Genomic DNA, 22,787 nt, shown 5'->3' on the forward strand with positions numbered 1-22,787 from the left:
CTTAAGACAACCAAAAACGATCAGTCGAGCACAAAGGTGTTGAAGGAGCGCGGGGCGAGCGTGACCTTGAGGCCGCGGGAGGCGTTTGCCGGGTCGGCGAACTCGAACGGCATCTCGTTCTCCAGTGCGTTCTGGGCCACGACGACCACGGTGCCGTCCGGGTTGCGGAAGGCGATGGCCATCGAGTTGAAGTGGCCGGTGGTGCCGAGCAGCTTGGCGCCCGGGCGCACGTACTTGGAGAAGTGGCGCATCACGTAGTATTCGGGGTTACGGCGCACCTCGTGGGTGTCGGCGGTGATGGTGAACAGGGAGTTCTGCCACCAACCCCAGGTGGAATCCTGATCGTCCAGGATCATGTTCCAGTAGGTGTATGCGGTGGCGCCGTTGCGGAAGTAGTGGTTGATGAGGTGGAACACGTATTCCGCGTACTCCCAGGTGTTCTGGCCGTCGCCGCATTCGGATTCGGATTGGATGAGCTCGATCTCGGGCCAGGATTCGTGGGTGCGGGCGATGCAGTTCTGGCCGGCCCACTGGTAGGCGATGCCCTTGATGTAGTGGCGGGCGCCATCATCGAAGAGGATGTTGTCCACGAAACGGTTGTAGTTGTTCAAGGCCATGCCGTACCCGCCGCCGGTCCACTTCATGTCTTCCGGGCCGTTCAAGGTGCCCAGCCAGATGTCGGTGTCGAGACCGGCTTCGTCGAAGGCAGGACCGAGGTAGTCGCGGATGAAGACCTTCAGCGCTTCGGCATCCCACAGGGCGCTCGGGAACTTCTGGTCGGCGAACACCTCGTTCTGCACGTGCAGCTGGTTCACGGTGATGCCGTGCTCGGCATAGGCCTGAATGTACTTGACCAGATACTTGGCGTAGGCCTTGAGGTTTTCCGGGGTCTGGATGAGACGACCGTAGTTGTAGGCCTTCGGACGCTTCATCCAGGTCGGCGGGGACCACGGGCTGGAGAACAGGCGCATATCCGGCTGCCATTCCTGGGCGCGATGGATGTACGGGATCAGGGTCTCCTCGTCGCGCTCAACGGAGAAGTGCTCCATGTCGTAGTCGCCTTCGACCTCGTCATAGCTGTACCAGTGGTCGGCGAAGTCGTTGGCGGCGACAGGCGCGCGATTGAACGTGAAGTTCATCTCCTCGGGATCGAAGAGCTCCTTGATGATCTGGTCGCGTTCCGCTTCGGTCACGGTCTGCAGCGGCAGCCATCCGAGCTCGTTGAAGCAGCCGCCAAAGCCACGCAGCGACTGGTATTCGTTGCCATCGAGCTGCAGGTCAGCAGCGGCGGTAGCGCCGGTGGCGGCGACTTCAGCCGAACGATCCACGAGCTTGGCGTCCGGGGTGGTGGCGATCCATGCGGTCATGATGGATTTCCTTTCTTTCGGTGATTGTTGCGCAGACCCGCGGCTCAGGCGATCTGTGCGGCTCTTCGTTGAGTTATGCTTTTCGCTGTCAGTCGACTTCTTTATCTAAAAGCTACTAGATAAATGATAACGCAAAGTATTCATTGGGATTTACCGGCGTGTCTTATTGCTCACCACAGAAAGTGAAAGAGGTATCTACCTTTCGATAGATACCTCATTTATCACATGCATTCCGCCGCGTTGGAAGCCGCTCAGCCGGCGATGACGGCGAGGTTCCAGCGTGGGACGGTCAGCTCGTCGCCGACCGCGACCGGCATACCGGAGCGCACGGCAAGCGAGGCTGACGCGACCTCGTCGATCAGACCGTCGGAGCCGACGATTTGCGGGGCCACGACTACGGAACCGGCCACGGGGCTGGCGAACGTGACCGAATCGGCCGAATAGTTCAGCAGATAGGTCACGGTTTCACCGGCCTGGTTCACGCCCTGACGCACGACGATCTTGCCCGCAAGCGTCAGTCCGGCCGGTTCAATGCCGGCGTGGGCCACGGCCTCGCGCATCACGGCCTTCATGGTGTCAGCGTCGAGCAGGGTTCCGATCCATTCGGCACTGCCCTTGCCGAATGCATGGCGGGTTACGGCCGCATAGGAGCCCCAAGCGTAGTGGCCGTAGCGGGCGAGCACTTTGGTGTCGGCTGCCGCATCTGCCTTGAGCAGCTCGATAAGCGCTTCGGCCGAAGCCTCAGGCGTGCCGGCGAGCGCGGCGTCATCCGAGAAAGTCACCGGTACGCGACCCTTCGGGCGGGTGAACTGATTGTAGGTCAGGCCGAACACGTCCGTGAGTCCATGCGGAGCACGGTCATGCCAGACGGTCACCTCGTCGTCGGCGACGAACGAACGCATCGTGGAAACCAAGTGGCCGCCGCCGGCCACGAAGCCGCGCAGGTGTGCGACGGTCTCCTCCGGCGTGCAGTAGAGCGCCGGGGTCACGATCATGGCGTACTGGGCGAGGCGTTCGGTGGGCGCGTCCACAGGCAAGAAGTCGCACTCCACGTTGAGCTGGAAGAGCGCGTCGTACACGTGACGCACGATGTCGTTGTAGTTGACGCCCGCGCCATCCGGGAAACCGGTCTCCACGCGGAACCAGTCAAGCGCGGACAAGGCCTCGTTGGAGACCATGATGGCCACCTTGTTGCGCTTCTTCAGATGGATCAGGCGCTCACCCACGGCCGGGTCGGCCACCTCGCGGCCGAACACGCCAGCCTCCTCATAGGTGGGGTTCGACTCCATGTCGTGGGAAAGCAGGCCTTTCCAGTACGTCTCGAAAGAATTATGGATGGAGTGCCAATGCCAGTACTCCACCATGTCCGCGCCGGAGGCCAAGTGCGAGTATGCCTGCAAACGCAGCTGACCGGGGAACGGCACCCAACCGTGCTGGCCCTGCGCCTCGGTCTCAAGCACCAGATAGTTGGCCCCGTTCTTGGTAGAACGGGTCATGTCGCCGCCGAACGCGATTTCGGTGCCGGTCAGCTCGTCCTCGGTGGGATGGTAGATGTCCACGCCGGTGATGTCCACGGCGGCCGAGGCCTTGAAGTGATCTACAGCCGGCTGCACGCCGTAGGAGTAGCCGCGCCACTCGAAGTCGAAGTTCTGGGTCACGAACTGGTCGTCCCGGGCGTACTCTCGCACGATATCCGCCTGCCAGGCGAGGAATTCGGCCACCTGCGCACGGCGGAAACGATCGAACTCGCCGCGCAGCGACTGGTTGATGGTGTTGGTCACGTCCGGGAAGTCCTCCCAGGCGTCCACGCGGTTGGACCAGTAGTCGAGACCGAAGTGGGCGTTGAGCTGGTCGAGGTCGTCGTTGAACTTGCCGCGCAGGTATTTGACGAACAGCGCCTGCATGTCGGGGCTCACGGAATCGTAGTACTTGGTCTCGTTGTCCACCTGATAGCCGATGACGGACGGATGGTTTGCCACATGTTTGATGAGTTCGCGGATCACGCGCTCGCCGTAGTAGCGGTAGGCGGGATTGACGATGTCCATGATCTGGCGCGGTCCGTACTTGCCGGGCCCGTTCGGGGTTACGGCGAGCACGTCCGGATGCATGCGCACAAGCCAGGCGGGCACGGCATAGGTGGGCGTGCCCACGATCACAGAGATGTTGTGACGCTGCGCGGCGTCCAGCGCGCGGTCCACGTGGCTGAAGTCGAAGACGCCCGGCTGCGGTTCGCAGGTGCTCCAGGTCGATTCGGCGATGCGGATCACATTGATGCCGGCTGCGTCCATCATCTTCATGTCGGTTTCGATGCGGTCTTCGCCGGCAGGCATGTATTCGTCGTAGTACGCGGCACCGAACAGAATACGGTCTACGCTGTGCTTGCTCATCGTCAGGTCACTCCCCTGCCTTGTGTCTGGGTTTGATTGGTCGTTTTCGGTTGGATGGATTACCGGCTTTGCGTATGCGAACGGCCGGTCCACTGAAGTTATTCGAGCGGACCGGCCGCAGCCGTAAGTTGATGTTGCGCCTGGGCGCGAGACTTACTTAACGCCCTTGATCATCATGATGAACACGCAGCCGAGCAGCGCGAACACGATGGAAATCGGGAAGGCGGCGGCGTAGCCGAGGGTCATGGTGATCACGGACATGAGCACCGGGCCGAGCATCTGGCCCAGGGTAGTGGCGAGGTTCAGCACACCAAGGTCCTTGCCGGCTTCCTCCTTGTTCGGCAGTACGTCCACATTCAATGCCTGATCCACGGAGGAGTAGACACCGTAGCCAAGACCTGCGATGCCGGCGTAGAGGAACATACCCAACGTGGTCGGCATGATCCACGGCATGGCCATACCGATGGCGAACAGTACGGAGGCGGCGATGACGGGTAGCTTGCGGCGGCCGATGACGTCGGAGATCGGTCCGGCCACTACGGAGCCACCGAGGGAGACGACCATGGTGATCACGGACATGGTGGCCATGGCGGCACCGGCGGCCTTGTCGTCGAGGCCGATGTACTTCTGGAAGATGAGCAGCTGGTAGACAGTGATCATCTGGTAGCTCAGCAACATGCACAGACGACCGGCGAAGGCTTTGTAGAAGTCGTGAGCGGTGGAGAACTTCGGAGGGATGAAGCTCTTGAGCACATCGGAGGCCTTGCCCTCGTCCTTGGGCAGGAAGTCGGCGGAGGATTCCTTCGGTACGATGAGCACAGCGACGATACCGCCGAGGAACATCAGGATGCCGGCGAGGATGAAGCCCGGGAACGGGTTGAGGATAAACGCGGATCCGATGAGGGTGCCGATCGGAGCGCCGCAGGTCTGGCCGGCACCGAAGAAGGCGGACATGGTGCCGCGCACGTTCATCGGGATACGGTCGGAGATCATGGCGACCAGCGGGGCGATCATGGCGTTGAGACCAAACATGCACAGGCAGTAGATGACGGTGATGGCCACGGCGTTGGAGACCATGCCCGTCAAGAACAAGGTGACACCGCCGAGAACGGCACCCAATACGATGAACGGGGTACGACGACCCCACTTGGAGCGGGAGCGGTCGGACAGGGTACCGAACAGAAGGTTGGAGACAAGCGAGGCCACTGCGGTGCATGCGTTGATTACACCGGTCAGCCCTTCGACATCCGGACCGAAGATGGACTGCAGATGCTTGGTGAGCAGCACGGCGGAGACGATGGCCAGACCACTCATCCACAGCAGGCCGAATACCAGGAAGCCCGCGCCAAAGCGGAATAGAGTGACCTTATCCATGGTCTTTCCGGTTTCGGGCGACAGCGACGGATCCTTATCCGCCGCGGCGATGTTCGCATTGAAGGCCGCCAGACGCTCGTCTGCGGGGATTGCGGTTGAAGCACTCATCCTTGACCTCGTGTTTCCTTTTTCCTTTGTCTGCTTTGACATGTATCTAACATGCATTAGATATGCCATTAGCATAAATACGCGCGACTCGTTTGTCAAATTTTTATATAACAACTATTAGATACATGTAAACGTTGAAATTTCAACGTTTACCATCAGGAAACAACCAGCAACGACACGCGGAAGTACTTTTATCTATCTACAATTATTCAAAAAGCTCATAGTACTGATATGCCGTCAACGGCATTGTCGACGGCATATCAGCCACTCAGCTCAGCCAAGACATCAGCGATAGTTATCCCATAGCGGCGCCGGGAAAATCAGAGCCTCAAACTTCAGCCATTCATCATACAGATCCACTGGAGGCTGACGCATCCAACGCAACTGCACGCCGTCCATGGCCTCGATGCACAGGCGGACTATCGGCTTCATGGAGTCCTCCCACGAGCCCAATTGCGGGGGAATCACCCACGAGTATCGCGAGTAATGATCCCACACCGCCTCCGGGCGATGCTCGAAGTACTCGAACAGAGGGTGCTCCGGGCTGAACGCCTCAGCCTCAAGACTCATGTACAGCCGCACCAACTCGCGCCGTTGCGCGTTATAACGAACCAGATACCGCAAATACGAGGGGAACAGCAGACGTTCGGGGGCACTGCCCGGCAACCCAGATTTCATAAAGTCGTCCGGAGTGCCAAATGTATCGTAATTATCGGTAATCAGCATCGACAACAATCCCTCCTTGTTGCCGATGTAATGCAACAGACCCGGCTGGCTCATGCCTACCGCATCCGCCACATCTTTCAAGGATGTGCCGTAATATCCCTTCTCCCCCACCAGACGCACCGCCGCCTGCGCGATTTCGGCGCGACGTTCCTCGGGACTTTTACGTACTCGTTTGTTTTTCGTCGCAGCTACCATGCCAGCCATTATATCGAATGTTAATTCGATAAGAGGCATTCCCCATCTTCCCAAGAGTACTTTTCGCACGAAAAGTACGTTTCCATACCAAATTCAGCCGCCAAACCGCACTTTTCGCACGAAAACTGTTTTCCGGCCGCACCAGAGCACTTTCAAACATACTTTTCGCGCGAATCCGGCGCGAAAGGCCCCCACAGGGGCCTCATCGCGCACTATTCGCGCGAAAAGGATGAAACAGCATGCCGACGAAAATCTACAGCCGCACGAGTTCTCCGCCGTCCGCCGCGCGCTTCACGGCGTTCAGCACCTCAAGCGTCTTGATCGCATCCTCCGGAGTCACCAACGGCGTCTCCTCACCGCGAATCACGCGCTCGAAATGCTTCAGCTGCAAGCGGTGCGGCAATCCTTCGCGCACACCTTGCACTTCGCATATAAACGGTTTTGTCCAGTCGCTCACGCCGCCCGCGTGCGAGAACATGTGCAGCCGAGGCAGCGAAAGCGAGGCCTTGGTACCCATGATGTAGTAGGCATCGGTATCGTACGGAGCGAAAAACGGGTTCTCGCGAGCAGTGGACTCCCAGTTCCATGGGCTCGCCGCGGAATCAGACAACGTGATGGTACCCAACGTACCGTTGGCGAACCGCACGGTTGCCACGGCGGAATCCTCCACTTCGAAACCACGCGCCGAATTGGCGGACATACCTTGAATTTCCACCGGCTCTCCGATGAGATACCGCATGAGATCCACGTCGTGCACCATGTTCACCAGAATCGGACCGGCACCCTTCTGCCTGCGCCAGGAGATGTCATAGTAAGTGTCCGGCTTGTACAGGTTGTACAGTATCGCCACGGTCACGATTTTGCCGAGCGCACCTGATGCGATGATTTCCTTGGCGCGACGAACCTTAGGATTATGGCGGCGATGCTGGCCTACGAGCACGGGTACGCCGGAGGCACGCGCCTCAGCCGCGAAGTCACGGGCATCATCCAGGTCATCGCTGATCGGCTTTTCCACCAGCGTCGCAATGCCATGACGTATGGTTTCACGAGCCATCGGCACATGCAAATGGTTCGGAGAGGCGATGACTACACCATCCAAGGCCGTGCATTCCAACATTTCCTTATAATCCGCGAACCATGGCACACCTGCGTCTTTGGCCACTTGTTCGGTGGCGGGCATCGGATCGGCGATGGCCACCAGACGCGCATCCGCATCATCCTGAATATAACGGATATGGTCACGTCCCATGGCTCCAGCGCCAATAACAGCCAGTCGAAGTTGTTCACTCATGATTGCTCCTTGATTGTTTACTTTCTAGCCGGCATCATCGTGCCGGTTTTCTTCACGTGAACGGCGAGCATCAGCACAATCACCAGGCCCAGCAGCGTGATGCCTGCAGCCGCATAGAACGCGATGCGGTAGCCGTAGGTTTCGGAATGCAAGCCGGTGGCGAGCCTCGGACCGATCCACGCTCCGAGCGCATAGCCGAGGAACATGATGCCGTAGTTGACGCCAAGATTCTTGGTGCCGAAGGTTTCACCGGTCAACGGCGGGTAAATGACCAGCAGCGCGCCGAATGCGAAACCGAGCACAATCACGCAGATCACAAAGAACACGGCGTCATAGGCGAAAGACATCGCAATCATGGCGAGTGCGGTGGTTACCAGCATCAACGACAGGCATTTGAATGCGCCGAACTTGTCATAGAGCGCGCCGAACGTCAAACGCCCCAGGAAATTGGAGATGGTGGAGATGGATACGGCCATCGCGCCGAATGCCGCAGCGGTCATGGTGCCCACGGCTCCCACATGTTCCTGCGAGATGGAGGAGACGGCACCTACCAGCATGGTGCCGGAGGATGCCGCCATCGCGTAGACGGCGAGCAGAATGTAGAAGCGTGGCGAAGCGAGCATGGCCTTGAAGTCGAAGCTGCCGTCATCGCCGGGCTGAGTCGATGCGGCAACCGCTGCCGGCTTGTCGGCAACTGGTGGCTCCCAGCCCTTGGGGCGGTAGTCTGCCGGAGCGGGATGTACGAACAACGATCCCACAGTAATGGTCACCCAGAACGTGGCACCCAGAATCTTCAGCGCATTGGATACGCCGAACGCACTGGACAAGGCGTTCGCCAGCGGCGCGAGCGTAGCAGGACCGATGGCGGCAGCGGCCAGCAAAATACCTGACGCTTTGCCCCGAATATCCGGAAACCAGCGCTGTGCCGTAGTGAGAGCCGGGTTGTACACCAGACCGTTGCCGACTGCCGCGATCAAACCGTGGCAGATGTAGAGCATCGGCAGACTGTCGGCGATGCCGGTCAGGAACCAGCCGAGACCGAATACGAAGCCGCCGACGAGCATCACCGTGCGCGGGCCGAACTTATCGGAGATACGTCCGGAAAAGATGCCGGTAACGGCCATCACCGTCTGGAAAATGGAGTATGAGAGACTCACCTCGGCAGGAGTCCAACCGTGTTGTTCGGAAAGCGGGTTGAGGAAGACACTGAATAATGCGATCGAAGCCACGAAGAACATGACCACAAACGCGGCGGAGAGCACGCCGTATCGGCTGGGCTCATGCTTGGAAGCTGCGTTGGAGCCGGAAACTGTGGTAGGGGAAGTCATGGATATCCTTTCTGCGCTGCGATTGCGCGTTGAGCGTGGCGAATTACAGCAGTCCACGCTGCTTCAGGGAGTTGATGGCGAATTGACGCCGGCCGCCCGGTTTGGGTGTCAGGTCGCCCATCATCAAGTGGAATCCGCCATCCACGCTGATTTCGTCGCCGTTGACGAAATCGGATCGTTTGGATGCGAGGAACGCCACGGCGTTGGCGATATCCTGCACCTCGCCGATACGACGCGAGGCAATCAGGCGTTCACGCTCTTCAGTCACCTTGGGGTCGGCGTAGAAGGAGGCGCTCATCGGTGTCTTGACAAAGCATGGACATACACAGTTGGAGCGGATGCCGAACGGCCCCCATTCTGCGGCGATCATTTTGGAGAGCATGCCCAGACCCGCTTTGGCGCACGAATATGCGCCGGAGAAGGTTTCGGGAGAATGTGAGGCCACCGTGGAAATGTGTACGATGCGCCCGGCCTTCTGCGCCAGCATTACTTTGCCGAACGCTTGCGAAAGGATGAACGCGCCGGTCAGGTTCACATTGACCACATCGCGCCAGTCGGAAAGCGGTAGATCCTCCAGCGGCGCGAATCGTAAAATACCTACCGTGTTGACGAGCACATCCACGCTACCGAAATCCTCAACGATTGCGTTCTTAAGAATCTCCACGTCATCCGCATCCGAGATATCACAGCCGTAGCCTCGCGCCTCAACGCCATACTCGTCTGCAAGCTGGGCCGCATATTGAGCGGTATGTTCCTCGCTGATATCAACCAATGCCAGTCGAGCTCCGGCATGCGCCAGCTCGGCGGCAATGGCGGTGCCCATGCCGCCGACTGCTCCCGTGACCACGCATACATCGCCGGAAAGACCTAGCCAACTACTGTCTTTGCGCTCGTCCATGAGCGGACCTCCTGTGTTCGATCACAATCAACACACGTCACCGTGCGCTTGTGGAACCAAACTCGGCCTCCTCTACGTTGATGCTTCCGGGCTTGGTATCTGCGATGCTAAACTTTGCCCCGAGGGCAAGGTCAAATCGGCACGGCAGACAAAGGAGCGCCATCAATGCGTGAGGATGATGATCTGCTGACGATCGGCGAAGTAGCCAAATTGGATGGCACCAGTACGAAAGCGTTGCGCTATTACGATGCGCACGGCATCCTCACACCGTTCGCAACTGATTCCCGCACCGGCTACCGGTATTACACGCCTGATCAAATGCTGGAAATGGATGTGATCAGGCTCTGCTTGGACGCAGGAGTACCACTTGATTCGATTGAGTCCTTCCGTCAAATCGACGGTACGCTTGACTGGCGCACGCTGATGGAAACCGGGCGCGAACGGGTGGTGAGGGAAGCCGCCCGATTGCGTACTCTGGAAATCAGTCTGGATGATTATCTGGGTGAGGTGACCCGCAAAGCTCGTACACCGGATGATGGCGTGGTGTGTTCTGATCTGCCTTCGACGTGGATGCTGGGTAAATCATGGCCATATTATGGTGATGCGTTTCAGCTCAAACCTTATTTACGGTCGATGACCACGCTGCGTGCCGCCGTACGCGAAGCCGGACTACCACGCTTGCTGCGCCGAGGCATTCTGGTTGATCTGCTTGAGGATAAGGCATACGCGTATCAGCAATTTGAGCCGGCTGCCATGAGCAATGCCTCTGACGGCAACGAATCAAGAGGCCATAATTATGGCTTCGACGCCGCTTTGACTGTATTTCATCCGCATGGCGGCCCGGCCGAGGGACAGGTCATTGAGCGGGAGTCATTGACGGCATGTTTCGATGAGGCCCTTGCCATGGCCGCGCAATTCGATCCGGAACAGTGGCGTCATGTGACCATTTGCGAGATTTGGGGCAGCCATACGGCGGAAGGCTCCATGCGCGTAAGAATGACCCGGCATCATTGCGATGCCGGGCGCATGTAGATTTATCGCGTCACTCCTGGAACACGTCAGGGTGGTTCGGGTCTCCGGGGATGTCCGACAAGAGCCCTTCAAGCCCCAGGAATTCCTTCCAGAATTCGAGTGGCTGACCGTATGGCGAAGCCTGACGGCCGTGTGCCTGAATATTGGCCTTGGCTTCGAACACTTCCTCTTCGGTAATGCCATCGAAGTAGCTTTCGAGTCGTTCGCGGTTCTCCGGAACATAGAACAGGGATGCCACGATTTCGGTCAAGCGCTCCGCACGTTCGATTGGCAACGAATCCCAGTGACGCAGCTCCACGAAATTCTTCAAACGCACGTCGTTGAAATGCGTGGAGATGATGTGGTTGATCTCGTACGGGTTGAGCTCACGATCCGGGTACACATCGCCGGCATTCTCGCGGAAGGCGGGGCGATGCAGCTCCTTCGGGCTGGCACCGGAGGCCACTGCTTCAGGCGTGTGCGTCAAATCAGCGAACATCAGCGGCGTGGACAGTACGTCAATCGCATAGTCTTCCCAGCCGAAACGTGGATCGAACAGTCCCGGAATCACATTCGTGCGCTGGAAATCAAGGTAATCCCACATGCGCTGGCGCAGCAGCGGCCACGGGTTCGTCTCGCCTTCGAAATACGGGGTATTGCGGAAGAAGTATGCCAGAATCGGACCGATCACGGTACCTAGACGCATCTTCTCAATGGCGTCATGCTCGTCCACGAAGTCGATGCTGACCTGTGTGGACGCGGAGCAACGCATCATGCACGGGCCGAACTGGCCTACGCGCCCCAAGTAGTCGGTCATCGCGTCATAGCGGTCCTTGGGATTCACCGGCACGTCCGCGAAGCTCGACTTGGGCTGGTAGCCATAGTTGACCAGACGGAAGTCGAGATCCTCCAGAATCGGGTCGGCTTCACGACGGAACTTGGTATAGAGCGTAATCAGATCGCTCGGTTTTTTCAGGATGCCGATGGAGGTTTCCACCTGGCCGCCGGGTTCCAGGGAAACCGAAACTCCGGGGCGTCCCAGACCTACCAGATGACCGTTCTCCCAGTATTCCTTCTCTTCGTCATAGTAGGGAGCGAGTCGTTTGAGCAGCGCTTCGATGCCGTTCGGCTCGTAATAGCTGACGGCTGTATCGCTGCCGTTATGCACCGGCAAGTGCTCGATCTCCACACCGAATCCACCGGTGCCCCGTTCGGCTCGGCCGCTTTCAAAGAACTTCAACAGACTCTCGACATGCTTGGGGTTCGGCTTGGCGAGCAGATGCGCATAACTAATCCTCGGAGTAACCATAAACGGTATGGTATGCGAGCCAAGCCGCAGCCGCGCCCGAATGCCCGCCAATCGGCTATATGAAAAACCGATAGCGGGTGCTTGCCTCGCATGCCACAAAGGCATGTCACAAAGCCGAACTACAAGGTGCACATTACTGCTATGGAGTGTTTGGTCGGCAGGTGACGTATTCAGACCGTAAGCTCGGCCGAACGGCCTTGAGTGTGTCGGAATACGTCACCTGTCGCCCAAACACGGTTGCGCTACCGTACCATTTTCACATCAGTCAGCGGACGTAAAGCCCTGCGGCTCGCCGGTTTCCGCGAATTTGGCATTGTGAGCCTTTTTCGCGGCCGCGATCATCAGCTTGATACGGTTGAGCTGGTTCGCTTCGGAGGCACCAGGATCGTAATCGATGGAGACGATGTTGGCTTCCGGATGCAGTCGGCGAATCTTGCCGAACATGCCGCGGCCGGTCACATGGTTGGGTAGGCAGGCGAATGGCTGTGCGCAGATCACATTCGGGCAGCCTTGTTCGATGAGCTCCAGGATCTCGGCCGTCAGCAGCCAGCCCTCACCGGCCTGTACGCCGATGGAAGTGACTTCGCCGGCCTTCTGGACCAGTTCGGGCATGGGATCGTCCTGCTTGAACTTGCCGTGGGACAATGCGATGGCCTTCTTGATCGGTGCATTGTACCGATCAAGACCCCAGCGCATCAGCGCGTACAACGTCTTGTTGCCGCCCATACCGAGGTTCTTCTCGTTCCAGTCGGTGATGTATGGACGTGTGGTCATGAACTCCATAATTCCGGGCACCACGGCCTCGCAATCCTGGGATTCGATGACATCCACCACGTGATTGTTGGCATCCGGCTGGTACTTGACCAAGATCTCGCCCACCACGCCGACACGCACCTTACGCGGAATGTCCTTCAAAGGAAGCGCGTCGAAGCTTTTCACGATCTCCTTGGCGAGCGTGCCATAGGGCAGGTAGCCCTTCTTGAGCCACGGGGTTTTGGCCGCAGTCTTGGAGAAGCCATGATGCTCGATGGTCTCGCGCACAATGGTGTCCCACTGCTCGTAAAGCTTATTGGCCGCGCCCTTTTCCGCCTCATACGGACGTACACGGTAGAGGCACTTCATCAGCAGATCGCCCAGAATCAGCGCCTTGACCGCGCGATGCAACAAGGCCGGAGTCGCTTTGAAACCTGGGTTGTCTTCCAAACCTTGAGTGGAGATGGCGATCACCGGAATCTGCGGATAGCCTGCATCGATCAGGGCCTTGCGAATCAGGCCGAAATAGTTGGTCGCGCGGCACATGCCACCGGTCTGCGTGATGGCGAGGCATACCTTGTCCGGATCGTATTTGCCCTGCTGAATGGCGTCGATCAGCTGGCCGATCACCATAATGGCCGGATAGCAGGCGTCGTTGTTCACATACTTCAGACCGGTCTCCACGTCATCACGGGAGGCATGCTTCAGAATGTCGAACTTATAGCCGCCGGAACGGATCACGGATTCCACGAGCGAGAAGTGGATCGGGCTCATCTGTGGAGCCACGATGGTGTAATCCTTCTTCATGTTCTTCATGAACTTCTCGCGGTGGGCGTAGCGGCTCATCGTGGCGTTGTTGTGCGCGTTCTTCTTGGCAGCTTTGCCCTGCTTGGAAGCCGGCTGGTCAACCGTGCCGTTCGAGCCCGCGAGCACGTTCTTGGCGTTCACTGCAGCGTCAAGGTCACGCTGCGCTGCCTTCTTGGAGGCTTCGCGCATGGCCTTGGTGAGCTTCGGATTGGAAGCCATCGTGGTGTCAAGCAGTACCTGACGGCCCGGGGTCGGCGCTTTGGAGCCGGTTTTGCGGAAGCCCATCGGCTTGGGACCGGCAGTGGCCGCGGAGTCAGCCTGCTCGGCCTTCACCTTGGCCTCAGCAGCTTCGACAGCGGCCTGCGCCTCGGCGAGCGCGGCCTTGGCAGCAGCCAAATCAGCCTCAGCCTTGGCTTTGGCAGCTTCGCGAGCCTTGACTGCGGCTTCATCCTCAGCCTGTACCTCAGCGGCCACTGCCGCTTGCTTGCTCGCGGCCTGAGCTGCAGCAGCTTCGCGCGCCTTGTTCGCTTCGCGTTCCTCGACTGCAGCCTTGAGCGAACGCAGTCGAATCTTGGCGGCACCAAGGTTGGAGACCTCGTCGATCTTGAGCAGCGTGTACACATCGGCCTTGTCGGCGAGGATTTCAGCCACCTGATCGGTGGTGATGGCATCGAGGCCGCAACCGAAGGAGTTCAACTGCACAAGTTCGAGTCCCGGGTAGGAGGCCACGAAGTGCGCGGCCGCGTACAGACGGGAGTGGTAAGCCCACTGGTTGGTGACGCGCAACGGCATCTTGGTGACCGTGCGGTCGCCCACATGGCGGAAGCCCGCCGCGTTCTTGGAGCGCGGGTCTTGCTCCCCCTCGGCAAGGAAGGCGGTGAGGTTAAGCTTCTCCCCCGGCTGCAGTTCGCAGATGGAATCCTCGGAGAGCACCACCATGCCGAGTGAGCAGATGGTTTCAGGGATGCCGTGGTTGATTTCGGGGTCGATGTGGTACGGACGGCCGGCGAGCACGATGCCGCGGCAACCATGCTCCTTCATGTAGGCGAGCGCCGCAAGACCTTCCTGCTGCACGTCGTGCTTGAAGACCTTGTCTTCGGCGTAGGCGGCCTTGACGGCGGTCTCGGCCTCCTCACGGGTCACGTTGGCCCATGCGAATTCCTCGACGATGCGGTCCACCATGAGCTCATGGTTGGCAAGGTTGAAGTACGGGTGCATGTAGCGCACGTCCGGATCGCGCAGTTCGGGCATGTTCGCGCCGACGACCAACGGATAGTTGGCCACCACCGGGCAGTTGTAGTGGTTGTCGGTGTTGGGAACCAGGTTGTCCTCGTACGAAACGCACGGGTAGAAGATGGTTTTCACGCCCTTGTTGAGCAGCCACTTGATGTGGCCGTGCACCAGCTTGGCCGGGTAGCAGATGTTCTCGGAGGCGATGGATTCGATGCCTGTCTCGAACAGCTCGTGGGAGCTGCGGCCGGAAATCATCACCTTGAAACCGAGCGAGGTCAGCAGCGTGAACCAGAACGGGTAGTTCTCGTACATGTTGAGTGCGCGCGGAATGCCGATCTCGCCACGGGTGGCTTTCTTGTCGGTCAGGCGGCGGTAGGCGAAGCAGCGCTTGTACTTGTAGTCGTACAGGTTCGGACGGTCGGAGCGCTTCTTCTTGGCATCGCCGCCACGTTCGCAGCGGTTGCCGGTTACGAAGCGGGAGCCGTCTGAGAAGGTGGTGATGGTGAGCTTGCAGTGGTTCTGGCATAGCTTGCACACGTCACGCTCGGTGGTCATCGACATATTGTCGAGCGCCTCGCCGGTCAGGATGGAGCTGGCGGTGTGGGTCACGCCATCGATGACGACGGTGTGCGTATCGGGCTCTTCGACGGTCTTCTTGAAGCCATCGGCCGGCGCCTTGGCAGCGGCATCGGACTGTGCCGACTCGGCCGCGGCCGGAGCGGCCGGCTCCTCGGAACCATCAGCCTTGACGGCCACGTCCAGATGGTCGGCTTCATCCTGATAATGCATACGGGCAGTCAAGGCCGCGCCGAACGCGCCCATGAGACCGGCGATGTTCGGGCGGGTCACTTCACGTTCGGTCAGCAGCTCGAAGGCGCGCAGCACGGCATCGTTCAGGAACGTACCGCCCTGGACCACCACAGTGTCGCCGAGTTCGCCGGAATCGCGCAGCTTGATGACCTTGTACAAAGCGTTGCGCACCACTGAATAGCACAGGCCGGCCGCGATGTCCTCGATGGACGCGCCTTCCTTCTGCGCCTGTTTGACCGACGAGTTCATGAACACGGTGCAGCGCGAGCCCAAATCCACCGGATGCGTGGATGCGAGCGCTTTCTGCGTGAATTCCTGAATCGTCAGTCCCATGGACATGGCGAAGGTCTGCAGGAACGAGCCGCAACCGGACGAGCAGGCCTCGTTGACGGCGATGGAGTCTATCACGCCGTCGGTGATGGCCAGGTACTTCATGTCCTGGCCGCCGATGTCGATGACGGCGGTGACGCCGGGGCTCACCATTTCGGCGCCGCGATAGTGAGCCATGGTTTCGACCACGCCCTCGTCCAGATGCAGACCGGTGGTGATGAGGCCCTCGCCGTAGCCGGTGGCGCAGGAGCGTGCGATCCACGCGCCTGACGGCAGTTCGGACTGGATCTTCTTGACGATGTTGATGGCCGCGGTCAGCGGACTGCCTTCATTGTTGGCATAGGAGGACCATACGATCTCTCGATCATCGTTGACGAGCGTGGCCTTGATGGTGGTGGAGCCGGCATCGATGCCCAGGAAGTGCGGTCCATGCGCACCTTCGAGCGTGCCGATGTGGATGTGCTCCTTGTGGTGGCGCTTGTTGAAGGCCTCACGATCGGCTTCCGTGGGGAACAGCGGAGGCATGGTGGGCGTGTTGGATGGCAGGTTTTCCAGCTCTTCCAAGCGCTTGAGGATATCCGCGCAGGTGCGGGCTTCGAAATGATGGCCCTCGTCGTCGGAGTCGATGTCCGCCTGCAACGCGGCACCGTATGCCACGTAGAGGTGGGCGTTGGTGGGCACAATGAATTCGTCCACTTTGCCTTCGAGTGCACGCTGGAAGGCGGCGCGCAGTTCGGACATGAAGAACAGTGGGCCGCCGAGGAAGATCACGGTGCCGCGGATCGGACGGCCTGACGCTAGGCCTGCGATGGTCTGCGTGGCTACAGCAGTGAAAATAGAGGCCGCGAGGTCCGGCTTGGCTGCACCATCGTTGATGAGCGGCTGCAGGTCGGTTTTGGCGAACACGCCGCAACGGGATGCGATCGGATACAGGTTTTCGTAGCTCTTGGCCATCTCGTTGAGGCCGGCGGCATCCGTGTCCAGCAGCGTGGACATCTGGTCGATGAACGCACCGGTACCGCCCGCGCACGAACCGTTCATACGCTGTTCGGGGGTGGGCTTCAGGTACGTGATCTTGGCGTCCTCACCACCGAGCTCGATGATGACATCCGCTTGCGGATACTCTTTGTCGATCGCTTCGGTCTCGGCGATGACCTCTTGGATGAACGGCACATGCATGTTGTCGGCCAAGGCCAGACCACCGGAACCGGTGATGGCCAGGCGAATCGGCTCGTCACCCCGGCCAAGCTCTTCGAGCTTCTTGTGAATATCCACGAGCAGACCCGCCACAGTGGCACGCACATTGGCATGATGGCGGCGGTAATCGGAGAACAGGGTGGATTTCAGGGAGTCGGACTGATCCAATACCACGGCCTTGACCGTGGTCGAGCCGATGTCGAGCCCCACGCGCAAAGGCTTGGCGTTGCCCGATACGGCCGCCGTGGTCGCGCTCGTATTCGTGTTCGGCGCGGCGTTTACGCTCGCATTCGCGGTGCTGGCGGCGTCCGTGGTCACGTTCGATGCGGTGTCAACCATGTATTCCTCTTAGCTTCGGCCTCCGGGATAATCGCCTTCTCACGCACCGCAAGGCATCCCGAACCGTTTCGGACGGCTGGCAGGCACCCTGCGGACGGCTTCGCCCGGCTACTTCTCGCCCTAAGAATAGTCCGACCACCTGCCCAACATGACGCCCAGCAAGGTGATTTCGCTCACGGGAAGCATGTTTCCCAACACTTTTCAAGATATTGCCGGGCCTCTGCGCAGAATGTCCATAACCGCACCGTCGCACCGCTCGCCGCTCCGCTATTGCGCAACGATGACTTCGTCCACATCCACCATGGAGCCCACCGAACCGAACCGCTGACCCGACTTGTCGGTCCATTGCGGCACTTCGCCGGTGACCGTGACGGTAAGTACGTAATCATCCTCGGGCAGTTCCGGCGAGACGTACCGGTAACCGAAGTCCGGCGACTTGGCATACCAACTCACGAAGATGGGATCCACCACCATCGCGGATTCCTCGCCCGCACCGGCCCTGCGAATACCAACTCTCGCGTACGACCCCCACTGGTCGGCCCGTCCGGTCAGCGCCACCCGCGAGCCATGGAATGGAACGACGACCGATTCGCCGGCCTTATCCGATCGGAACCCGACATCGATGCGCCGCCCTTCGAGCGGCTCCGCCTTACCCGAGACCGGCGACCATGCAGGCTGGTATTCCGCCAACCGCAGCCGACCATGGTTCACGGACAGCTGTTGCCAGACATAGGTGGCTGCGGAGGCCTGATGCGGGAACGACCAGCGGTCGCCCATGTACACCGCGATCTCGCCATGCTCGGTGTGCACCGGCAGCACATACAGCGTCTGAGAATTGCAGGTCATCGTGCCTTCCGGCGCGAACAGGCCCTGATAGGTCCATGGACCGCGCATCGAAGACGCGGACAGGCAGTAGTTGTCGTTGCAATCCCACGAGGTCTTGTTGGAGAACAGCATCCAATACCGTCCGCCAAGTTTGAAGGCTGCCGGAGCTTCGCCGCCGAGTGCGATGCCCTCTCCCACCTGTTCGGCAACGGACAGATAATCATCGGACAGACGATAAATGTCGCCTTCATGGATGAGCAGATAGCCGGTGCCGTCGTCATCCTGGAAAACACCCAGATCCCAGCGACGGATCGTCTCGCCGTGGAAGGTCAGCGGGCCGCGGAATTCGTAGCCGCCGTCGACCGTGTCGCAAACCGCATAGCAGATGTGCGGATCACAGTATCCCCAATCATCGGAATGCATGAACATCACATATTGCCCGGTTGCGGGGCAGCGCATGACCTTGACCCGTTCGCCGATGCGCCCGGGACCCATCAGACCATCCGCCTGTTGCGGCAGCACGATTCGCCGGAACGTCCAGTGCACCAGGTCCGGCGACGAATAACAGGAAAAGCCGGCGAACCGGTTCTCCTCGTCGGTCTTGTACTCGCCGAAGAGATAGTACAGGCCACTTTCCTCGACGATGCAGCCGCCATGCGCGTTGACCGTCCGACCGCGATCATCGAACCACGGGACGCCGCTGATGATGAGCGATTGCTGGGACATGGCCACTCTCCTTGAAAGCAAGGCACCCCTCCGGCGGCACCGTCGACACCGTCGAACGGCACACACCGGAGAGGTGCCAAGAGATGGAATCAATCATGCGTGGGATGGTTCCGGAAAACCGCACGGACCAATCCCGTTCCGAATCATCCCTTCACCGATCCGGCAACCAGGCCGGACACAATCCACTTCTGGCAGAAGATGAAGAAAACGAACACCGGAACCAGCGCGATCACCGTGATGGCCATGAATGCCGGCCAGTTGGTGGTGAACTGGCTCATGGAGTTGAACACCTGCAGGATGATCGTGCGATTGTCCGTGGAGGACAGGAACACATTCGGCTGCAGGAAGTCGTTCCACGTGGACAGCGTCTGGAACACGACCACAGTCGCCAGAATCGGTGTGATCATCGGAAGGACGATCTTGTAGTAAATCTTGAACGGGCCGGCGCCGTCGATGCGCGCCGCCTCCAGCACCTCCATCGGCAGCTTACGCATGTAGCCGACAATCAGGAAGTAGCAGAAAATCGAGTTGACCAGGTACAGCGCGATCAGGCCCCACAACGTGTTGACGAGATGGACGTTGGCCTCCATGCGGTACAGCGGGATCAGCGTGGCCTGCAACGGGATGCAGAAGGCTATCATCAGCACGGCGCCGACTCCGGCAGTGAACCAGCTTTTACGCAGGATCATGCCGTATGCGGCCAGGGAGCCGATGAACAGCTGAAGGAATACCGCCATGACCGTGACGATCAGCGAGTTCAGGAAACTACGGGCGATCGGCAGGTTGGCGAAAGTGTCGATGTAGTTCTGGATGGACCATGTTTCAGGCAATCCGAACGGAGACTTCGCCATGTCGATGGAGGTCTTGAACGAGTTGACGATGATGTAGTACAGCGGGAGCGCCATGATGATCGCCACGGCGTTGATGAGGATCGTGCGCGCCCACACGCCGATCTTCGCCCTGGTGCTTGGCTTGAGCTTGTTCATATTACGCGAACCTCCTAGAGATGGCACCGGTGAGAGCCGCCTGTCCGAGAACCACGATCAGACATGCCAGCGTGAACAGAACCGCCAGCGCCGAACCGAGACCGTACTGCGACTGCGAAATACCGTGGACGATAATCGCCTGGGTGATGGTGTTGGTGGAATATCCGGGGCCGCCCTTGGTCATGCCGAAGGGCAGGTCGTACACCTTCAGGCCGTTGGTGATGAGCAGGAACGTGGAGACCACGATTCCGGGAATGAGCTGCGGCAGCGTGATGTGGATGAACTTCTGGAATCCGCTGGCGCCGTCGACGGCGGCCTGCTCGTAAAGATCTGCGGGAATCGCCTGCAGATACGCTAGATACAACGTGGCATGCCAACCCACGGCAGCCCAGATGGCCACGAAGATCACGCAGCCGCGAGCCAGTGTCTCATTGGCCAGCCACGGTACGGAATCCAGTCCCATCGACACCAGCACGGAATTGAGCGCGCCCGTCTTGAGCGGGGAGAGGATGAAGCTCCACACCATGCCCAGCACGATCAGCGAGGGGACGCCCAAGAAGAAGAACAGTGAGCGGGCAAACGAGCGGCCGTAGAACTTCGTGTTGAGCAGCACCGCCAGAGGGATGGCGATAATCGTGGTGATCAGCGTGGTGGAAAGCGCGAACAGGATGGTGAATCCCAGGCCCACCAGCAGGGAGGGATCGGTGAACACCTTGCGGTAGTTGTCGAAGCCGACGAAATTCACATCGGGGTTGAATCCGGTGTAGTCGGTAAAGGAGTAATACACCGTCTGGATCAAGGGGATCAGCGTCAGCACGACGAACACCGCGAGGACGGGAATCAGGAATCCGGTGGACGATGCCGATTCAACGAATCCGCGGGTCTTGTACCACGGCGTCTTGCGGACGTCATCGCGTCCACCGACCTTGGCGTCGCCGCTGCTGTCAGACTGCCGCATCATTGCGGGGTTGCATGTTTGTGCCGTCATGTCTTTATTGCCTTTCCATAAGGAGTGCGTCGGGGCGAAACTATCGAGGCGCAAAGGAGAGGAGAATCGTCAGGAGATTCGCCCCGACCGGAGCGGCGGCCAGCACTGGAGTATGGAAAACCCAGCACCCAGAAAACCGGTCGCCGCTGATTTGCGCATTCGCTTTGATTGCGCATCCACACCAATCGCGTTACTTGGCGTTGGCCTTCCAGGTCTCGTCCATGTGCTTGGCCACCGAAGCGGCGTCCGTGCTGCCCTGGATAAGCAGCTGCCACTGGGAGGTCATTTCCGTGGCCATCACGTTGCCGTTCTGGGACCAGTTGGTCCAGTAGTACTTGCCGGTGGTCACGTACTTGTCGTAGATGTCCTGCAGCTGCGGAGCCACGTCGGCGGCGTATTCGGAGGAGACGGAAATCTGACCGATGTTCTTTTCCTCGAGTTTGAGTCCCTCTTCGGAATTCATGAAGGCAAGGAATTTCTCGGCAGCCTTGAGCTTATCGCCATCGATCTTCGAGGAGATGGCGAACGGGGAGTCCGGGCCACCGCCCACGTACGGTTCGCCGCCTTCCACCGCGGGGAACGGAGCAGTGGCGTAGTCGACGCCGGAGGAGTTCAGGTCGGGGAAGTCCCACGGGCCAGAACGGAACATGGCCAGCTGGCCGGTCATGAATTGTTGCTTGATCTGGTCGTTGTTCACGCCCACGACCTCCTTGGGCATGGTGCCGGAGTCGATAAGCTTCTGCCATTCCTTGATGATCGGGGTCCACTGCTTTTCGAAGCTTCCGCCTTCGCCCATTTCCGGCCATTCGCTGGTATCGATGCCCTGCTTGGCGTAGTAGCCACCAAGCATCGGCTGGAACGAGCCGGAAACGACGGTCGGATCGTCCATGTACGGCGTGATTCCCGCAGCCTGCAGTTTCTTGCCCAACTCGCAGAATTCATCGATCGTCTCAGGCACGGAATCGTATCCCACCTGCTTGAGCAGGTCTTTGTTATATACAATGACGCCGACCCATGCGGTGGGGCTCATGCCGTAGACCTTGCCGTCACGGGTATAGAGGTCCTTATTGGTGTCCGGAATGGAATCCATGAACGACTCATTAGTCAAGTCCTTGGCCAATCCGGCGTCCAGCACTTCGTTGCGCGTCTCGATGGACATGTGGAACACATCGGGCAGCTGGTTTCCTGCGGCACGTGTGGTCAGCGTCTGCGCGTAATCAGCGGCTTCGCCCTGTGCGGTGCTCAGATCGACCTTAATATCGGGGTTGGCTTTCTCGAAGGCCTCGATGATGGGCTTGACCTGATTCTCGTTGTTCCACGAGAAGTAGGTGATGGTGGTTTTGCCGGAATCAGCCGTTCCACTACCGCATGCGGCCAAAGGAACGATCATCGCCGCTGCCGCTACAGCCGCGATGACGGTCTTGGAGAACTTCATGGTGTTCCTTCCTTCCTGCGACACCCGCTTTGGCGTCGCCAAGAACGTTGATCAAGCTCGGTGTGAACCTTGGGCCACTATGCCCCTCCATTGTGCACCGTCTTGATTTGTTAATACGTATTAGTGAATACGTGACTTCAGTATGCCACCAAGGGGTCACGGCGGCAAAGCGGCGTGTCGCAATGATATTAATTCTCTGAAAGACTGAAATAAAGCCATTTATCAAAGCCCGAGGCTCAACAGTCATCTTCCGGTCCATCCAAAAAGAAACACGCCACGCCGAGATTTGTAAATAAACACCTTCGTCGTAATAATACGTATTAGATACGCGCGGCACCGCAGCTGCGTCAGATGTATACCGCAC

General features: G+C 59.2%; 14 protein-coding genes. 1 reads left to right on the forward strand and 13 read right to left on the reverse strand.

Annotated features, from left to right (window positions below; all coding sequences use genetic code 11):
* Positions 1-20: 20 nt before the first annotated feature.
* The 7 genes from G1C97_RS10785 to G1C97_RS10815 all read right to left on the reverse strand — a co-directional run bounded on the left by G1C97_RS10785 (position 21) and on the right by G1C97_RS10815 (position 9,674).
* On the reverse strand, positions 21-1,367 hold the full coding sequence (locus G1C97_RS10785) for a glycoside hydrolase family 30 protein (RefSeq protein WP_169241744.1): 1,347 nt from the start codon (positions 1,365-1,367) through the stop codon (positions 21-23).
* Between the two features lie 251 nt (positions 1,368-1,618).
* Positions 1,619-3,754: a beta-galactosidase gene (locus tag G1C97_RS10790; RefSeq protein ID WP_169241745.1), complete on the reverse strand. Its 2,136-nt coding sequence runs from the start codon at positions 3,752-3,754 to the stop codon at positions 1,619-1,621.
* 153 nt (positions 3,755-3,907) lie between these two features.
* On the reverse strand, positions 3,908-5,236 hold the full coding sequence (locus G1C97_RS10795; RefSeq protein WP_169241746.1) for an MFS transporter: 1,329 nt from the start codon (positions 5,234-5,236) through the stop codon (positions 3,908-3,910).
* A gap of 285 nt (positions 5,237-5,521) precedes the next feature.
* Positions 5,522-6,166: a TetR/AcrR family transcriptional regulator gene (locus tag G1C97_RS10800; RefSeq protein ID WP_417852232.1), complete on the reverse strand. Its 645-nt coding sequence runs from the start codon at positions 6,164-6,166 to the stop codon at positions 5,522-5,524.
* 244 nt (positions 6,167-6,410) lie between these two features.
* Positions 6,411-7,448, reverse strand: a complete 1,038-nt coding sequence (locus tag G1C97_RS10805; protein ID WP_169241748.1) for a Gfo/Idh/MocA family protein — start codon at positions 7,446-7,448, stop codon at positions 6,411-6,413.
* 17 nt (positions 7,449-7,465) lie between these two features.
* Positions 7,466-8,776 (reverse strand): L-lactate MFS transporter, encoded by a 1,311-nt coding sequence (locus tag G1C97_RS10810; protein WP_169241749.1) that lies wholly within the window; start codon positions 8,774-8,776, stop codon positions 7,466-7,468.
* A 43-nt stretch (positions 8,777-8,819) separates the two neighbouring features.
* On the reverse strand, positions 8,820-9,674 hold the full coding sequence (locus tag G1C97_RS10815) for an SDR family NAD(P)-dependent oxidoreductase (RefSeq protein WP_169241750.1): 855 nt from the start codon (positions 9,672-9,674) through the stop codon (positions 8,820-8,822).
* 165 nt (positions 9,675-9,839) lie between these two features.
* On the opposite strand from G1C97_RS10815, the gene G1C97_RS10820 reads away from it, so the two are divergent.
* Entirely contained in the window at positions 9,840-10,706 is an 867-nt protein-coding gene (locus G1C97_RS10820; RefSeq protein ID WP_169241751.1) for a MerR family transcriptional regulator, read from the forward strand.
* A 10-nt stretch (positions 10,707-10,716) separates the two neighbouring features.
* Here G1C97_RS10820 and G1C97_RS10825 read toward each other — a convergent pair whose 3' ends face one another.
* From G1C97_RS10825 to G1C97_RS10850, 6 genes are all read right to left on the reverse strand, one after another.
* Positions 10,717-11,994 (reverse strand): glutamate-cysteine ligase family protein, encoded by a 1,278-nt coding sequence (locus G1C97_RS10825; protein ID WP_169241752.1) that lies wholly within the window; start codon positions 11,992-11,994, stop codon positions 10,717-10,719.
* 261 nt (positions 11,995-12,255) lie between these two features.
* The gene (locus G1C97_RS10830; RefSeq protein WP_169241758.1) at positions 12,256-17,340 is read right to left on the reverse strand and encodes an acyl-CoA dehydratase activase-related protein; all 5,085 of its coding nucleotides are present in this window, start codon (positions 17,338-17,340) and stop codon (positions 12,256-12,258) included.
* Between the two features lie 390 nt (positions 17,341-17,730).
* Positions 17,731-19,014: a glycoside hydrolase family protein gene (locus G1C97_RS10835; RefSeq protein ID WP_169241753.1), complete on the reverse strand. Its 1,284-nt coding sequence runs from the start codon at positions 19,012-19,014 to the stop codon at positions 17,731-17,733.
* Positions 19,015-19,157: 143 nt separating this feature from the next.
* Positions 19,158-20,000: a carbohydrate ABC transporter permease gene (locus G1C97_RS10840; RefSeq protein WP_169241754.1), complete on the reverse strand. Its 843-nt coding sequence runs from the start codon at positions 19,998-20,000 to the stop codon at positions 19,158-19,160.
* A gap of 1 nt (position 20,001) precedes the next feature.
* Positions 20,002-20,988, reverse strand: coding sequence for a carbohydrate ABC transporter permease (locus tag G1C97_RS10845; protein ID WP_240951121.1), 987 nt, complete (start codon positions 20,986-20,988; stop codon positions 20,002-20,004).
* Between the two features lie 190 nt (positions 20,989-21,178).
* Entirely contained in the window at positions 21,179-22,423 is a 1,245-nt protein-coding gene (locus tag G1C97_RS10850) for an ABC transporter substrate-binding protein (protein ID WP_169241755.1), read from the reverse strand.
* Positions 22,424-22,787 lie beyond the last annotated feature (364 nt).

The sequence above is a fragment of the Bifidobacterium olomucense genome (assembly GCF_012932375.1).
GTDB lineage: Bacteria > Actinomycetota > Actinomycetes > Actinomycetales > Bifidobacteriaceae > Bifidobacterium > Bifidobacterium olomucense.

Bases quoted from the DNA above. Each gene is read 5' to 3' on its own strand.
- G1C97_RS10815 (WP_169241750.1), bottom strand. From the start codon at position 9,674: ATGGACGAGCGCAAAGACAGTAGTTGGCTAGGTCTTTCCGGCGATGTA.
- G1C97_RS10805 (WP_169241748.1), bottom strand. From the start codon at position 7,448: ATGAGTGAACAACTTCGACTGGCTGTTATTGGCGCTGGAGCCATGGGA.
- G1C97_RS10795 (WP_169241746.1), bottom strand. From the start codon at position 5,236: ATGAGTGCTTCAACCGCAATCCCCGCAGACGAGCGTCTGGCGGCCTTC.
- G1C97_RS10840 (WP_169241754.1), bottom strand. From the start codon at position 20,000: ATGAACAAGCTCAAGCCAAGCACCAGGGCGAAGATCGGCGTGTGGGCG.
- G1C97_RS10825 (WP_169241752.1), bottom strand. From the start codon at position 11,994: ATGGTTACTCCGAGGATTAGTTATGCGCATCTGCTCGCCAAGCCGAAC.
- G1C97_RS10810 (WP_169241749.1), bottom strand. From the start codon at position 8,776: ATGACTTCCCCTACCACAGTTTCCGGCTCCAACGCAGCTTCCAAGCAT.
- G1C97_RS10790 (WP_169241745.1), bottom strand. From the start codon at position 3,754: ATGAGCAAGCACAGCGTAGACCGTATTCTGTTCGGTGCCGCGTACTAC.
- G1C97_RS10800 (WP_417852232.1), bottom strand. From the start codon at position 6,166: ATGGCTGGCATGGTAGCTGCGACGAAAAACAAACGAGTACGTAAAAGT.
- G1C97_RS10835 (WP_169241753.1), bottom strand. From the start codon at position 19,014: ATGTCCCAGCAATCGCTCATCATCAGCGGCGTCCCGTGGTTCGATGAT.
- G1C97_RS10850 (WP_169241755.1), bottom strand. From the start codon at position 22,423: ATGAAGTTCTCCAAGACCGTCATCGCGGCTGTAGCGGCAGCGGCGATG.
- G1C97_RS10785 (WP_169241744.1), bottom strand. From the start codon at position 1,367: ATGACCGCATGGATCGCCACCACCCCGGACGCCAAGCTCGTGGATCGT.
- G1C97_RS10845 (WP_240951121.1), bottom strand. From the start codon at position 20,988: ATGACGGCACAAACATGCAACCCCGCAATGATGCGGCAGTCTGACAGC.
- G1C97_RS10820 (WP_169241751.1), top strand. From the start codon at position 9,840: ATGCGTGAGGATGATGATCTGCTGACGATCGGCGAAGTAGCCAAATTG.